Genomic DNA, 15764 nt, shown 5'->3' with positions numbered 1-15764 from the left:
TCAAAAAAGTTACAATAATTATAAAAAAAATAAAAAAGATCCGTTTCAATATACTGAAATGGATCTTTTTATCTTAAGTATTGAGGTTTTAATTTGAGATTAAATCCTGTATTTCAATGTTTTCTTTTATAAAAACTGGTTTTCCTGTACCCGAAAATCCTTCTAAAATTATTTCATATTTACCCGGAACATCAGATGCATAAAAAGATACTTTTGAATCTGAATTACTCAAATCAACTTTTGGCATCCATAATAATTGATGTCTGTAATCTGGAATTCTTGAATATTTGCCATCTGCATAATCTGGCTGAAAATATTCTTTTTTATATTGAGGTCTTAAAATTTCTGGCCTAATTATAAAATTACCTTTAAGATTAGTGTCATAATCTCCATTTTTGGTTGTAAAAGCAACAATTCCGTTGAATGATTTTGAACCATAGTAATAAAGTCCTTTTACAACATTAACTTTATAAATATTTTTAGGATTATAGGTAAACAATTCATTTACATTTTGAATAATTAACCCATCAACTGTTATTAAGGCAGGTATTGTCGATTCATAATTAGGATCATAATCATAAACATGAATCGAATAATCGTTGTTGATTTTTTTGAAGTAAACACCAGCCACAACTTCTGTAATCGTTTCTGCCATTGTTGGGAATCGTGTAAATGCATCAAGTTTAAATTCCTTTGACAAAGATCCATAAAATGCAATACTATCATTAGGAACTATAGTGCTATCTTTCTTTTTGCTAAAATAGGCATTTTCGATTTGAGTCGAAACTAAGCGCTCGGTCACGTTATTTACAAACTCTGAATTAAACTCAAAAACAGGGAATGTTAAATTTGAAATATCTATGTCTTTAGGCTGGTCCATCACAATAGTATAATCTTCGTTATTATCTTCAATAACCTGTACAATAATATTTGGATTTGGATTTGGGTTTTCCAAATTAAATTGAAATTTACCTTGCTCATCCGTCTTAGTCAATTTCAAATCATTGTTTTTGCCTACAATAGAAAGTGCCACTTTTTTATTTTTAATTTCCGAGGTGTTAGACGAAAGTTTTCCGCTGATGATTTCCCCGCGTAATTCAGGAAGTAAAAAATTAGTACTATTGATTTCCGTATTAAAATTTCTATTTTGGTTTTCCGCTTGTGATTCTTTAAAATTTATTTTATTTTGAGATAGTAAACCATCTGCTTTTCGAATAGATACTATATAATTCCCTTTAGCAAATTCCTCAGAAGTTGTATTGATTTTAAATTCTATTTTATCTCTGCTTTTGTAAGTTTTACTTTTTAAATCAAAAGAAATATTTTCATTCGAGATTACTTCTGACTGAGAAACTTTCTCAGTGATAACATTTTTTGATTTTTCTTTATATGGATTTATTATAAAGATATCTTGACTAAAATATACTGAAGCATTTTTATTAAGCATCCAATTCGTATACCCGATAATCTTATAGCTTCCGGTTTCTAAAGTGGTCGGAATAAAAAAATCACCATTTGAAATTCCGTTTTCAAGGAATAATTTCTGAGTAAAAATGGTTTTTTTATTACTGTCTATAAGTTTGAGATAGGCTACTTTGCTATATTTTGATGGAATATTTGTTGTACTGTTGACGCAGAAAAATTTATAGAGTAAAGTTTCTCCGGTTAGGAACGAATTGCCGTTTGTGCTAACATAAATTGACTCGTTTAACTTTTTGTCGATCTCACTCAGCTCATTAATAGTATTGCTTTTCTGAGCAAAAGAAATTTGCTGAAAACTTATTATTAAAGCTATGACTAATATATATTTTAATCTATCCAAAATGATGGTTTTATATTTGATGAAAATGACGTGCAATCTCCACATTCAATAGGGTACAATAAATAAAGGTTACCTTCATTGGGGAAAAAGACTTTGATTCTTGTTCGTATGTATTCTACAATTAAATTTCCCTGACAACCCGCATTTGGATTAGTAGAAAAACAATAATTGAAAAAGTATTGTGGAAAGTCTGATTCTGGTATCTCTGAAGGACATTCGTATTGATATTGCGGCTTAGGCTCTTTCGGGAAAAGTTCCGTAAAACTGAAGAAAATTCTTTTTTCTGAATAAGACGAAACATCAAAGTAACCGATTACTTTTTCAGATGGATTAGTTTCTGATTGAATGTTTCCGTAAAAAAAGCCAGGTTGCGTTTGCGATAAAATACTTCCGGTGGCTGATATTTCTTTAAGTGTTTCAGAAAAAGTATGCGCAGCCAGACTTTGAACGTATTGCTTAACTAAAATGCTATATCTGTTTCTGATAAATTTGTCTTTGCTAGAAATAAATCGAACTGGAAAATTAGATACTTTGTCTTCTGATAAATGGCTCGTGCTTGTCAATAACAAAGTGTTTGATTTCTCCGTAGTATAACAAATTCTTGCTTCATAATTTCTTGGCTGAAAAGTAACCCTACCGTTATTTGCAACCAACATTTCCGGATAATATTTTGGAGCAATAATTTGAGAAGTTTCTTCATATTCATATCTATAGTATTTTGATGAATTAGTGGGGTCAGTACTGTTTACTGTAATTTCTACTCCAAGAACTCCTGCTTTGGTAATAGCATCAGCGTTTACACTTTCGATTTGGGTTTGTTGTGGTAATTTTTCTGCATTTGAAATATATGATCTTCCATCTTGGGTACGAATATGTAATTCATAAGTTCTGTCCGGACTTGCCTGAAACTGATTTATAGAAGTGTATGTTCCTGCATTCTCTTTAAAATCGTATTTATTCCCTTTGTCATCAGTTACAAAAACAATAGCTTTCGTTTCGAACGTAGGTACTTTTTCTTCAAGTTTGTAAGTTCTTGTAAGTTTTATTTCCTGAGTTTTAAATTGATCAGTTATAGTAGCTTCAATTGTAATAACATCATCGAATCCGTTAGTTTGATAGTCGTATGGAGTCGTACACCCAGCGGTTGTTGAGAGTATTAATATTGTGAGAAATCTGAATAAGACTTTCATGACTTTAAAATTTAAAATTATAAGTAATAGTTGGTATCGGAACTGCAAAAATAGAGGTCTGATAGGCTTTAATTTGTCCATCTTTTGTTACAAAAAAGATGGAGTAAGGATTATTTCTTCCCAATACATTGTAGATCGAAATATTCCAGAAACTATGCGCTAATTTTTTTATTTTATGATTTCCTTCAATGTTAAGTCCTATGTCAAGTCTGTAATAATCAGGTATTCGGTATTTATTTCGGTCACTATACATTGTATATTCGGCACCCTGATAAAAATATTTACCAATTGGGTAGGTAACTGGTCTTCCGGTTTGATATACAAAATTAGAAGAAAAACTATAGCGATGTGTGAATTTATAATTCATTACAATGCTAAAGTCATGTGGTTTATCAAAATTAGTTGGAAAATATTCACCATTATTTACTTTTTCATCATTAAATTGACTGTCTAATTTTATAAAAGTTCTAGAATAAGTGTATCCAATCCATCCGTTAAGTCTTCCGTTAGGTTTTTTTAATAAAAATTCGACTCCGTAGGCTTTTCCATCTCCTTGCAATAATTCGGTTTCTAGATCTTGGTTTAAAAGAATATTGGCGCCTACTTTGTAATCTAATATGTTTTTTGATGTTTTATAATAACCTTCAAGACTAAGCTCGATATCTTTGTAATCCAATTTTTTGAAAATGCCTAAAGAATATTGTAATCCACTTTCTGGTTTAACATTCAAATCAGATAATTTCCAGGTATCCGTTGGAGATTGAGTAGTATTATTTGTTAGTAGGTGAATATATTGGAAATTTTTATCGAAACCAGCTTTTACAAATAAGCTTTCATCAAAGATATATCTCAAACCTATTCTTGGCTCAAATCCGCCAGAAGTGTTTATTACCTGATTATTAGTGTATGTTTTTTCCTCGATTACAGTTGAAGGAGTCATCGGAACGCCTTCTTGGTAAATTTTTTGCGTAGATGGTCCTAAAGCTGCATAAAGAGAATATCGGGCTCCAATATCCAATAATAATTTTTCGGTGATTTGAAATTTATCAGAGAAAAACACAGCCGATTCCAATCCTTTTTCATCATCTACTTTTGTCGGAGTCACAATTGAAGAAGATCCGTTTGGACTTAATTCTCCCGGATTAACTTTGTATAATTTACTCGTTACTCCATAAGTGAATTTGTGATTAGCGCCTAATTCACTATTGAATTTTAAATTTGCCTGAGTTTCATTTATTTTATATTTGAAAATAAAGGATTCCGGATTAGTAGATTCATAATTGATACTGAAATTATAGCCACTATTTGTAAAGTTTAGTTCGCCGCTGTTTTTTTCATTAAAAGCATGTTTCCATTTTAAAGAAACAAGACTGTTGCTGTATTTATAGATAGAATCAGGAGTTATACTGTACGCATCTTTACTGTAATATCCGGTTCCTTCTACTGAATTATTTTTGTTTATTTTGTGATTGTATTTTGCAAATAAATCATAAAAAGAAGCCTGGCTGTTTTTTAGGTTTTCATCATCTAATTGCTTTAAAATCCAATCTGAGTAAGTTGCTCTTCCACCGATTAATAAACTGGCTTTGTCTTTTACAACGGGAATTGAAAGAGTAAGATTACTTGTTACTGGCCCAATACCCCCTTCTCCTGATATTTTTTCGGCATTTCCATTTTTAGAAGCAATATCAAAAACAGATGATAATCTACCTCCGAATTCTGGAGGTATTCCACCTTTATAAATGTCAACTTTGTTTATTGTATAAGGATTAACAGAAGAGAAAAATCCAAAAAGGTGCGTAGGGTTATAAATGGTTGCGTTGTCCAATAATATCAGGTTCTGATCTTCTTTTCCTCCTCGGACATTAAATCCAGATGAACCTTCACCGGCAGTTTTTATCCCGGGAATGGTTAAGGCAACCTTAAAAATATCTCGCTCTCCCAGCACTAAAGGGATATTTTTAATTCCTTCAGCTTCGATAGTTGTAACACCTGTAATCGCTGTTCTGATGTTTTGGCTGTCTTTCCCTTTTACTAATACTTCATCTAATTGATTTATTTTTTCGATGATAGAAAAATCCAAAGTACCGTTACTATAAATCATGATTTTTCGAGAAGTACTATTGTGAAATATCGACTCGATTTCTATTGTACTCAGACCGGTAGGAAGTTTTAAACTGTAAAATCCTTCAGTATTTGTAATAGTTGATATTGGAGTATTTTTTGCTTTTACCGTTATGTCCGCAAGAGGTTTGCCATCTTTTAAATCAGTAATGTGACCAGAAAGTGTATAAAGTTCAACATCTGAATCTAATGACTCTTTACCAATTAATGCAATTGGTGATGCTGCCTCCAATTTATTTTTTTTAACGGAATCATATTGTTGGAAAAAGATTGGGGTATTAGAATCTTTGGTTCCGTTACTTGGTAATTTGCTGTAAATAATACTGTTTTTGGTTAGTATGATTTTATTTTTACTAATAAAAAAATTTAGGTCAGTGTCTTCTAAAACTTTTGATAATAATTCTTCAATAGTCTTATTTGAATAATCGCCTGAAATTAAAACAGTATTATCGAGCCAGTCGTCCTGAAAATAAAATTTATAATTAGTAGAAGCTTCAATTTTTTTTAAAACATCAATCCTGCTGATGTTGCTGTAATTAATGTTGATCGTGTTTTTTTGAACTTGTGAATACATTAATTGATTAAAACCGAAAAATAATATAAGGATCGTAAATATTCTCATTTGGATGATTTCTGCAAATTTTAATTATTAATGTATTTGATAAGGTTTTTCATGAATAGGGGAGGATTCTCTTTTCTCAAGTCTCTATTCATAAGATAAAAATCATTTATTTTTCTTTTACTGTCAGGAAACAGCGTTATGATTTCTTTTTTTTCACTTATCAAATTATACCTGTTTTCTTTAAATAAGACAAACTCATATTTGGGTACATAATCAATTAAATTAATTTCATCCTTGCTGCTTTTCTTTTTTTCTTTATAGTATTTGATATAAAGTGTAATGTTTTTTCCAATTAATACCTCTTCATAATATCCACCTTTTAAGACGGTTGGGTTAAGTTCTTTAAGGTTGGTAAATTTCTCATTTCCAATGGAAAAGGACTTAATGTTGTCTTTAATAAGGTTGATTTTGGTTGTGTTAGCTTCATCGTAAGGTCTTAAAACCAATTCATCACTATGAATATCATATTTCAGAAACAAATCAAAGTATATCTGTTCATTGTAGCTAATACTTCCTTTTCTGAATTCATCAGTTAAATAACGATTTTGATTAGTAGCAGTCTTGTCAAAATTTAGATGGGCTAGTCCGTTTTTAAAATCCAGAGATTCTAAACCTAAATTTTTATCGAACCAATTATAGACAATAATATCATCATTTGTTTGACTTTGGGTGGAGTAAATATTTAAGAATAATCCAAATAAAACAAGGAAAATAGTTTTTTGTTGATGATTTTTCAAAGGATTGGTCGTTTTAGTGTTTTGTTTTGGTTGATTTCAAAAGTATTAAAAAAATGTTATAGATAATGTGTATACGTGTTAAAATGTGATAAATTATTTGTTATTATTAACGAAAAGTCCCAATTTAAATGAATAAAATGGGATTTTTGTGAATTTTTATTAACTAACGTGAGCGCTCTCTTTATTAGAATAACCATATCTATTATTTTAATTAGCAGTCACATTTTTTACTTCTATAGTTTCTTTTAAGGTAACAGGAATTCCTTTTTCTGTAAATCCTTCTAAATTTATTTCATAAACTCCCGGTACATCAGAAGTGTAAAAGGAAATTACGTTTTCAGTTTTTTCCAATTTTAATTCAGGTTGCCAAAGCAATTGGTATCTGTAATCAGGAATTCGACTATATTTAGTTCTGTCTGTATAGTCTTGTTTAAAATATATTGTTTTTTTTAATGGTCTTTGAATCTCTGACTTCAGAATGTAATTACCTGTTGTTTTACTCACATAATCATTATTTTTTGTAGTAATACTAATGATACCATTAAATGCTTTTGGTCCATAAAGATAAATTCCGGGAACAATACTGACTTTGTATATATTCTCAGTTTTATAATCGACCAATTCATTAACATTTTGGATTAATAATCCGTCGACTAATACCAATGCAGGTTCTGAAAAATATTTTAAATCGTAATTTATATCTCTCACATTTAGTGTGAAACTATTATTTTCTTCACGATAATATGCTTCTGTAATTACTTCTGTAATGGTTTCTTTTAAACTTGGAAATTTGGTGTAATCCGCAAGAACGTACTCTTTTTCTAACGGATGATAAAAAGGGATCGCTTTAGTATTACTTTCTATACTATCTTTTTTGATTGGATAATAGGCATTCTCAATTTGGTTTGCAATTGACCTTTCTTCAATGTTCTTTTTATAATCAGATGTAAGATTTAAGTCATTTGTAAATTTCAATTCTGACAGATCATAATCTTTATCTTTTTCAATTTCTATTTTATAATCATTTCTATCATTTTCCACAACCTGAAGGACAGTATTTGCATAATTTGGGTTTTTATCTAAAATAAAATTGAATTTACCGTACTCATCAGTTTTGACAATCTTAAATGCAAAATCAGTTCCTGGTATTGATAACGCTACATCTTTATCTACAATTTGTTTTGGGTCTTTTATGTTTATAATGGAGCCTGATATCATTTCTCCTCTAAATTCTGGTAAAAATAAGATATTATCGTTGATAGTGTTTGCCAATTGATTATTAGAATTAGATTTTGTAAACTCGTAAGAATTCATTGGTTTTATACTGGGTAAATTATCTGTTTTTTTTACTGACAGTGAAAAACTTCCTTTATTAAGGACAGGATTTGATGACTTTATTTTAAGTGAAATTTGTTCTCTTTTTGCTGCTATTTTTTTATCTACTTCTAAGGTAAATGATTCATCCTTTGGTTGGTTTGTAATACTTATTTCAGCTTTTGGAGTTTTTGCTTCTTTTATTTGCGTGTTAGAATCTTTATTAGAATTGTTTTTTTTACTTGTTGAATAAGGATTTATTATAAAAAGATCGGTTTCAGAAACTTTTGAATCTTTTTTGTTTAACATCCAGTTTGTATAGGCAATAAGTTTATAGTTACCTGTACTAAATGTTGTTGGTATAAAAAAATCGCCTTGTCCAGTTGCCTTGTCCAGATGAATTTTGTTCATTAAAACAACCTGGTTTTCTTCGTTGACAATTTTTACATGAGCAATTTTGCTTATGTCACTTAGGTTGTTATTTGATGGATTTAAACAATAAAACTTACAATGTAACGTCTCTCCCGCAACTAAAGTTGTGGTGTTTAAATGAACAAATATATTTTCGCTCGTGGCTTTAGTTATAGTTTCATTTTTACTTAATGAACTATTCTGTGCAATAGCTGTATTAATTGCTATTAACATCACGATACTTATTATTATTTTTAATCTATCCAAAATAAAGGTTTAATGTTAGATGAAATTTTGGTGCAGTCGCCACAAGGTGAGGGAACAAATATAATTACTTCCATATTATCTCGGGATCCATAAAATATTTTCTCAGGCACAGGTGATTTAATTAAGGCAAGTATCGTTGAGCCTGCACAACCTTTAGCGTCCCAACAGTTTAGTAATTCTGCTGATGTACAGTCAAAAGCAAATGGCGGATACGGATCATCTGCAAATAAAGCTCTAAAATCTACAAAGATTCTTTTTGATGAAACAGAAGACACTTCAAAATAACCAATTACCTTCTCATCAGGATTGTCATCTGATTTTAAATTACCGTAATTAAATCCGGGTTGAACTTGAGAAAAAAGGCTTGAAGAAGTAGAAAGGGTCTTTAAAGTGGTATAATACGTATACGATTCTAAGTTTTGAATATATTGACGTACAATAATACTGTAACGCTCATTAAGTACGGGATTTTTGATATCTATAAATCTTATCGGGAGATTGATACGGTCTTCACTCAAACCCACTGTACTCAATAGAATTAAATCATCTGATTTTTTTGTCGAATAGCATATTCTGGTTTCGCCTTCCCTTGGAACAATAAGATATTTTGGTTCCTCTATGTTTGGACTGCCTGAATCCACTATAAGTTTATTACGATTCCAATAAGGAGATACTACTTTGTATGTTTCTTCATATTCGTATCTGTAAAACCGTGATTTTCCGTTTGGATCAAAGCTACTTACCATTATTTGTACGCCTTTATTTCCATCAATAGTTGCTGCTTTTGACTCTACCTCAATTTCATTAACTTCGGTTAAAGTTTGTACTGCAGAGGAATATGATTTTCCATCTTTTGTTATAATGTTTAAGCGATAAGATTTTCCTGGAATTGCCTGAAAATCATTTTTTGAGACATAAAGACCTGAAAATTCCTCAAGTTCAAACTCAAAAGTATTTTTATCACTGTCGGTTACATAAACGTTTGCTCCTTTTTCAAATGTTGGTCCATTTTCCTCAAAACGATATGATTTCGTAATTTTTATTTCCTGTTTTTTTAATTCATTTGTAATATTTGCCTGAACTACAAGTATGCTTTCAAACGTAGAATTTGTTTGAAAAACATATTGCTCTGTACAGCTGCTAATAGAAAAAGAAAAAAGTATTAAAACAAATGTTTTATATAAAAGTCTGATAGGTCTGATTATAAATTCCATTTATTTTGATTATTAAAATTTGACATTATATGTTATGGTCGGTATCGGCACGGAAAATATAGACGTTTTATAAGCTTTTATCTGGCCATCTGTTGTAATAAAAAAGATAGAATAAGGATTATTTCTTCCTAAGACATTATAGACAGATATATTCCAGAAACTATGTGATAATTTTTTTATTTTATGATTGCCTTCAATATTAAAACCAAGATCTAGTCTGTAATAATCAGGAATTCTAAATTTGTTTCTATCACTATATAAGGTGTATTCCATGCCATTATAAACATAACTTCCAATAGGATAGGTAATTGGTCTTCCTGATTGATATACAAAATTACCAGATAAACTATATCTTTTAGTGAATTTATAATTTAATACAGCACTTACTTCATGCGGCTTGTCGAAGTTTGTTGGGAAATAATGTCCATTATTAACTTTTTCATCAATAAACTCGGTATTTATTCTAATAAAAGTTCGTGAATAAGTGTATCCTAGCCAACCATTAAGCTTTCCAGCATTTTTTTTCAGTAAGAATTCAACCCCATATGCTTTTCCTTCGCCTTGCAAAAGCTGAGTTTCGGTATTTTCATTCAGTAATAATTCAGATCCGACTTTATAGTCTAATAAATTATTAGATTTTTTATAATAGCCTTCTAAACTTAGTTCGATATTATCATTATCAAGATTTTTATAAAAGCCCAATGAATATTGTTGTGCTTCTTGTGGAGCAATATTTAAATCAGATAGCTTCCACGAGTCAGTTGGTGATTGAGTCGTATTATTTGTTAGTAAATGTATGTATTGAAAGGTTTTATCATAACTTGCCTTTACGGAGAAATCATCGGTAAACAAATAGCGTGCTGCTATTCTCGGTTCAAAACCGCCATAAGTTTTAATGACTTCATTTTTCTTATAATGTTGTGTTTCAATAACGGTATTGTCATTAATGGGGGCATTACTCTCATAAATTCTTTGTGTTGATTCACCAAGTGCAGAATATGTTGAGTAACGCAATCCTAAGCTAATTAATATTTTTTCATTAAGAGTGTAACTGTCTGAAAAATAAAGAGCAGATTCCAGGGCTTTTTCATCTTCTATATTTATTGGAATTATAGTTGATTTAGGATCTTTAGGATTAAGATATCCCGGGTCAACATTGTAAAGCTTACTAGAAATACCATAATTAAAGGCATGTTTGCTATTAAGTGAATAATTAGCATTGGCTATAATTTGAGTTTCATTTAATTTGTATCCATAATTAAAAGAATTTGGAGTTCCATTATTATAGTCAATATTAAATTTGTAATTACTATTGGTAAATATTAAGTCGGTTTTGCTTTTGCCGCTGAATGCATGATTCCATTTTAATGAAACCAATGCATTACTATATTTATAAACTGAATCAGAAGAAATACTAAAGCGATCTTTACTATAATATAGTGTAGATTCAATATTATTATTGGTGTTTATTTTGTGGTTGTATTTTATAATTCCATCAAAAAATGCTGCCTGACTATTTTTTAAAGATTCATCATCCAGACTCTTTAAAATCCATTCAGAATAAGTAGTTCTTACGCCAACTAATAAGCTGGATTTGTTTTTTACTATCGGAGTTCCTATCGTAAGATTACTGGTAACAGAGCCTATTCCACCTTCGCCAGAAAATTTCTCGGGATTACCATTTTTAGAAGCAATGTCAAAAACAGATGATAATCTTCCTCCGAATCTCGCAGGAATACTACCTTTATATATGTCTACTTTGCTGGTCGTATAGGGATTAACGGCCGAGAAAAAACCTAAAAAGTGAGACGTATTATATAAAACTGCATTATCTAAGAGGATTAAATTTTGATCGTCTTTTCCTCCTCTAACATTAAATCCCGCAGAACCTTCTCCTGTAGTTTTTATTCCCGGTAGAGTTGTAGCAACTCTAAAAATATCTCTTTCACCAAGAACCAGAGGGATGTTTTTTATTCCTTCAACATCAATGCTGGAAACTCCTGCAATAACATTTTTTACATTTTTGTCTGCATTCTGCTTTATAATGACCTCGTCTAATTCATTTATACTTTCATATAAGGTAATGTCTAATTGACCATTATCATAAACCATTAAAGTCTCTGTATCTTTTCTATGATTGATTGATTCAACTTCAATGTAGTTAAGACCAAATGGTACCTGAAGGGTATAATATCCTTCACTATTAGTAACTGTACTTATGTTTTGATCAAGTACTTTAATGCTTACGTTAGAAACTGTTTTTCCTGTTTTTTTATTTTTTATAAACCCTGAAAGTGTATAGAATTTTGACTCTCCACCTTTTTTTTCTTTTCCAACATAGGTAATGCCCGAATTAATATTGTCGTGTTTTAAGGTATCATATTGTTGCTGAAATATAGGTTTTGCTAAAACTATAGCTTCAGTTTTATTTGGCTGAGCAGTGGTTGAAGATTCAAAATAATCATCAGGCAGCGAATCGTAAATAATGCTGTTTTTTGTCAGGATTATTTCTTTGTCAGATATAAAATAATTTAGATCGGTTTTCTCAAAAAGATTAGTTAATATATATTCAATTGAAGTATTCTCGTATGTTTTATTGATGATAATAGTTTCGGTTTTAAGCCAATTTTGATCAAAGTAAAATTTATAATCAGTAATTTTTTCGATATTTTCTAATGCTGATTTTAAATCGGTATTATTAAATTCAATAGAGATATTTTTTGTTTTTTCCTGACTAAAAGATAATGCATGAAAAGCTAATAGAAATAGTGCTAATATAATTTTTCTCATTTTTAATTGGATACATTATTGGAAATAGTGTTTATTTCTTTTATTAAATTTTCAATAAAAACTTTATTGTCTGATTCCTCTAACTGAGCATTGTTATTATAATATTTTTTTATTGTGCTTTTATACTCTGGAAAAATTTTAATAATGTCACTTTTTGAACTGATCCTATAATAGGCTTCTTTGTACTTTAAAATAAATTCGTTTTTTTCTTTAAACTCATCAGTGCTATTTTGATTAACCCCATCAGAAATAGTTTTAGTGTCAATTACTTTTGTTCTGCTCTTATGATGTTTAATATAGAGAATGTTGTTTTTAGAAAAGATAATTTCCTGATAATAGCCAGTCATAAATACGGGACATGAAGGATTCTCGTAGTTTATATTAACAAACTGCTTGTCATAAATACTAAAATTGGCGGTTTTTTCTTTAATTACATTTATCCCCATATAGTCAAATTCGCCAATTGGCCTACAAACTAAAATATCATTGTTAACATCGTATTTAAGTTCGACATTATAATAATCCTGATCTTCATACTTAAGGGAGCCAGTAGTGAATTTTCTTGAAGCATAATAGCTATGGCTCTTGTCCAGTGTTATGTAATAATTTACATGGCGGGAACCATTGTAAATGGCTAAATTTTCCTTCCCAATTGTATTGTCAAACCAATTATTGATTGGAGTTTTATTATAAGTTGTTTGACTGTGGAGGGCGCAAATATTTAAGAATAATCCAAATAAAATAAGGAAAATCGATTTTTTTTGATAATTTTTCAAAAGATTCTGTAGCTTTTAATGAATTGTTTTGGTAATTTCAAAAGTATCAAAAAAATGTTACAAATTTCACGGATAAGTGTTAAATTGTAATATAATATATATGTTTTAAAACGAAAAACCCCAATTCAAATGAATGAATTGGGGTTTTCTATGAATAAACCTTTAGTAAACTAAGATCTGATTACTCTTTTTTCTCCTCACGTGGAGGTCTTTGTAAAAGTGCTTTTCTTGACACTTTTTCTTTTTTAGTTTTAGGATCAACACCTAAGTATTTTACTTCAAAAACATCACCCATGTTAACTACGTCAGTAACATTTTCAGTGCGTTCCCAAGCTAACTCAGATACGTGTAATAAAACTTCATTTCCTGGTGCAGCAGTATATTCAACTACAGCTCCAAAATCTAACATTTTAATTACTTTTACTTCGTAAGCTTCTCCCATTTGTGGTTTAAAAGTGATTGACTTAATTTTAGCCAATACTGCTTCAATTCCAGCAGGATCTGTACCTAAGATTTCGATAACACCTTGCTCATCAACTTCGTTGATTACAATAGTTGTTCCTGTAGCTTTTTGTAATTCCTGAATTACTTTTCCACCAGGTCCAATTAATGCTCCAATAAAGTTTCCAGGAATAGTTCTGGTAATGATTTTTGGTGCATGCGCTTTTACATCAGCTCTTGGCGCAGCAATAGTCTCAGTTAATTTTCCTAAAATGTGTAAACGTCCTTCACGTGCTTGCCCTAAAGCTTGCTCCATGATGTCATAACGTAAACCATCAATTTTAATGTCCATTTGACAAGCTGTAATACCATCAGCAGTTCCGGTTACTTTAAAGTCCATATCACCTAAATGATCTTCATCACCTAAAATATCAGACAATACAGCAAATTTATCACCGTCAGTAATTAATCCCATAGCAATTCCAGAAACTGGCTTTACCATTTGAACTCCAGCATCCATCAAAGCCATTGTTCCAGCACAAACTGTTGCCATAGAAGAAGAACCGTTAGATTCTAAAACTTCAGAAACAATACGGATTGTGTAAGGACAATCAACAGGAATCATGTTTTTTAAAGCTCTTTGAGCTAAGTTACCGTGACCAACTTCTCTTCTTGAAGTTCCTCTTAGAGGTTTTGCTTCACCAGTTGAGAAAGGAGGGAAATTATAGTGTAAGTAGAATTTCTCTTCACCTTGTTCAGATGGAGAATCAATTTGGTTAGCTTCTCTGGAAGTTCCTAAAGTTACTGTTGCCAAAGCCTGAGTTTCTCCACGTGTAAATAAAGAAGAACCGTGAACTCTTGGTAAATAATCAACTTCACACCAGATTGGTCTGATGTCTGTTGTTTTTCTACCATCTAAACGAACTCCTAATTCTAATACTACATTACGAACAGCCTCTTTGTTTGTTTTGTAGAAATATTTAGAAACTAAATCTCCATCAGCAGCTAATTCTTCTTCTGTAAATAAAGCTTTTACTTCTTCTTTTACTTCAGCAAATGCAGCGCTTCTTTCGTGTTTAGCCGATCCAACTTTTGCGATATTATAAATTTTATCGTAAGCTGCAGCTTTTACTTTTTTGTAAATTTCTTCGTTTTCCTTCTCACCTTCGTAAGTACGAATTTCTTTTTTACCAAAAGCAGCCTGCAAACGCAATTGTGCCTGAATTTGAACTTTAATAGCTTCGTGAGCAAATTTAATTGCTTCAACCATTTCAGCTTCTGAAATTTCTTTCATCTCTCCTTCAACCATTGCCACAGAATCCAAAGAAGCTCCAATCATCATATCGATGTCTGATTTTTCTAATTCTGTTCTGCTTGGATTGATTACAAATTTTCCGTCGATACGTGCAACACGTACTTCTGAAATTAAGTTATAAAAAGGAATATCTGAAACAGCTAATGCTGCAGATGCAGCTAAACCAGCTAAAGCATCTGGCATAACTTCTCCGTCATGAGACATTAATTGAATCATAACCTGTGTTTCAGCATGATAATCGTCTGGAAAAAGTGGACGTAAAACACGGTCAACTAATCTCATCGTTAATACTTCGCTATCACTAGGGCGTGCTTCTCTCTTAAAGAAACCTCCTGGAAAACGTCCAGCTGCTGCAAATTTTTCGCGATAATCTACCGTTAATGGTAAAAAATCAACATTTGGGTTAGCGCTACGTGCAGATACAGCTGTTGCAAGTATCATCGTGTCGCCCATTCTTACTACTACCGAACCGTCAGCTTGTTTAGCTAAACGACCCGTCTCGATTGTGATGCTTCTGCCATCACCTAAATCGATCTTTTCTACAAATAATTGTGGAATCATAATTTTTCCTTATTGGTTATACAATGGGTTTTAGTTGTGTTGTAGTTGTTGTGTGTAGTTGTTGTTTCTAAAACCCAATGAAAAACCAAACTTTTTTTAATGTCAATATCAATTTCAAAAATCAATATTAATGTGTTTGTAAAGTTAAAAATCTAAAATCTGATTTTTAAAATTTTAAAT

The 15764-nt window shown here is 30.8% G+C and carries 9 protein-coding genes; all 9 read right to left on the bottom strand.

The window, feature by feature from the left end; genetic code table 11:
- Window positions 1–88 precede the first annotated feature (88 nt).
- The gene (locus IHE43_RS00490; protein ID WP_192186183.1) at window positions 89–1822 is read right to left on the bottom strand and encodes a hypothetical protein; all 1734 of its coding nucleotides are present in this window, start codon (window positions 1820–1822) and stop codon (window positions 89–91) included.
- The gene (locus tag IHE43_RS00485; protein WP_192186182.1) at window positions 1810–3012 is read right to left on the bottom strand and encodes a DUF4249 domain-containing protein; all 1203 of its coding nucleotides are present in this window, start codon (window positions 3010–3012) and stop codon (window positions 1810–1812) included. The genes IHE43_RS00490 and IHE43_RS00485 overlap by 13 nt, the downstream gene beginning before the upstream one ends.
- Before the next feature lie 4 nt (window positions 3013–3016).
- Window positions 3017–5758: a TonB-dependent receptor plug domain-containing protein gene (locus IHE43_RS00480; protein ID WP_192186181.1), complete on the bottom strand. Its 2742-nt coding sequence runs from the start codon at window positions 5756–5758 to the stop codon at window positions 3017–3019.
- 20 nt (window positions 5759–5778) lie between these two features.
- Entirely contained in the window at window positions 5779–6495 is a 717-nt protein-coding gene (locus tag IHE43_RS00475) for a hypothetical protein (protein WP_192186180.1), read from the bottom strand.
- Window positions 6496–6702: 207 nt separating this feature from the next.
- Window positions 6703–8454 (bottom strand): hypothetical protein, encoded by a 1752-nt coding sequence (locus IHE43_RS00470; protein ID WP_192186179.1) that lies wholly within the window; start codon window positions 8452–8454, stop codon window positions 6703–6705.
- A 20-nt stretch (window positions 8455–8474) separates the two neighbouring features.
- The gene (locus IHE43_RS00465) at window positions 8475–9701 is read right to left on the bottom strand and encodes a DUF4249 domain-containing protein (protein ID WP_192186178.1); all 1227 of its coding nucleotides are present in this window, start codon (window positions 9699–9701) and stop codon (window positions 8475–8477) included.
- A gap of 12 nt (window positions 9702–9713) precedes the next feature.
- Window positions 9714–12491 carry a TonB-dependent receptor domain-containing protein gene (locus tag IHE43_RS00460; protein WP_192186177.1) on the bottom strand — a complete coding sequence of 926 codons (2778 nt, stop codon included), beginning with the start codon at window positions 12489–12491 and terminating at the stop codon, window positions 9714–9716.
- Between the two features lie 2 nt (window positions 12492–12493).
- Window positions 12494–13267: a hypothetical protein gene (locus IHE43_RS00455; protein ID WP_192186176.1), complete on the bottom strand. Its 774-nt coding sequence runs from the start codon at window positions 13265–13267 to the stop codon at window positions 12494–12496.
- Window positions 13268–13448: 181 nt separating this feature from the next.
- Window positions 13449–15584 (bottom strand): polyribonucleotide nucleotidyltransferase, encoded by a 2136-nt coding sequence (locus IHE43_RS00450; RefSeq protein ID WP_192186175.1) that lies wholly within the window; start codon window positions 15582–15584, stop codon window positions 13449–13451.
- Window positions 15585–15764: the final 180 nt, after the last annotated feature.

It is taken from the genome of Flavobacterium sp. MDT1-60 (assembly GCF_014844035.1).
In the GTDB taxonomy this organism is placed as follows: domain Bacteria; phylum Bacteroidota; class Bacteroidia; order Flavobacteriales; family Flavobacteriaceae; genus Flavobacterium.
The sequence above is the reverse complement of the archived record's forward strand: the minus strand, read 5'-3'. Positions and strand labels throughout refer to the sequence as shown.

Coding starts and splice junctions, on each gene's coding strand:
- IHE43_RS00470 (WP_192186179.1), bottom strand. CDS start 8,454: ATGTTAATAGCAATTAATACAGCTATTGCACAGAATAGTTCATTAAGT.
- IHE43_RS00465 (WP_192186178.1), bottom strand. CDS start 9,701: ATGGAATTTATAATCAGACCTATCAGACTTTTATATAAAACATTTGTT.
- IHE43_RS00480 (WP_192186181.1), bottom strand. CDS start 5,758: ATGAGAATATTTACGATCCTTATATTATTTTTCGGTTTTAATCAATTA.
- IHE43_RS00460 (WP_192186177.1), bottom strand. CDS start 12,491: ATGAGAAAAATTATATTAGCACTATTTCTATTAGCTTTTCATGCATTA.
- IHE43_RS00485 (WP_192186182.1), bottom strand. CDS start 3,012: ATGAAAGTCTTATTCAGATTTCTCACAATATTAATACTCTCAACAACC.
- IHE43_RS00450 (WP_192186175.1), bottom strand. CDS start 15,584: ATGATTCCACAATTATTTGTAGAAAAGATCGATTTAGGTGATGGCAGA.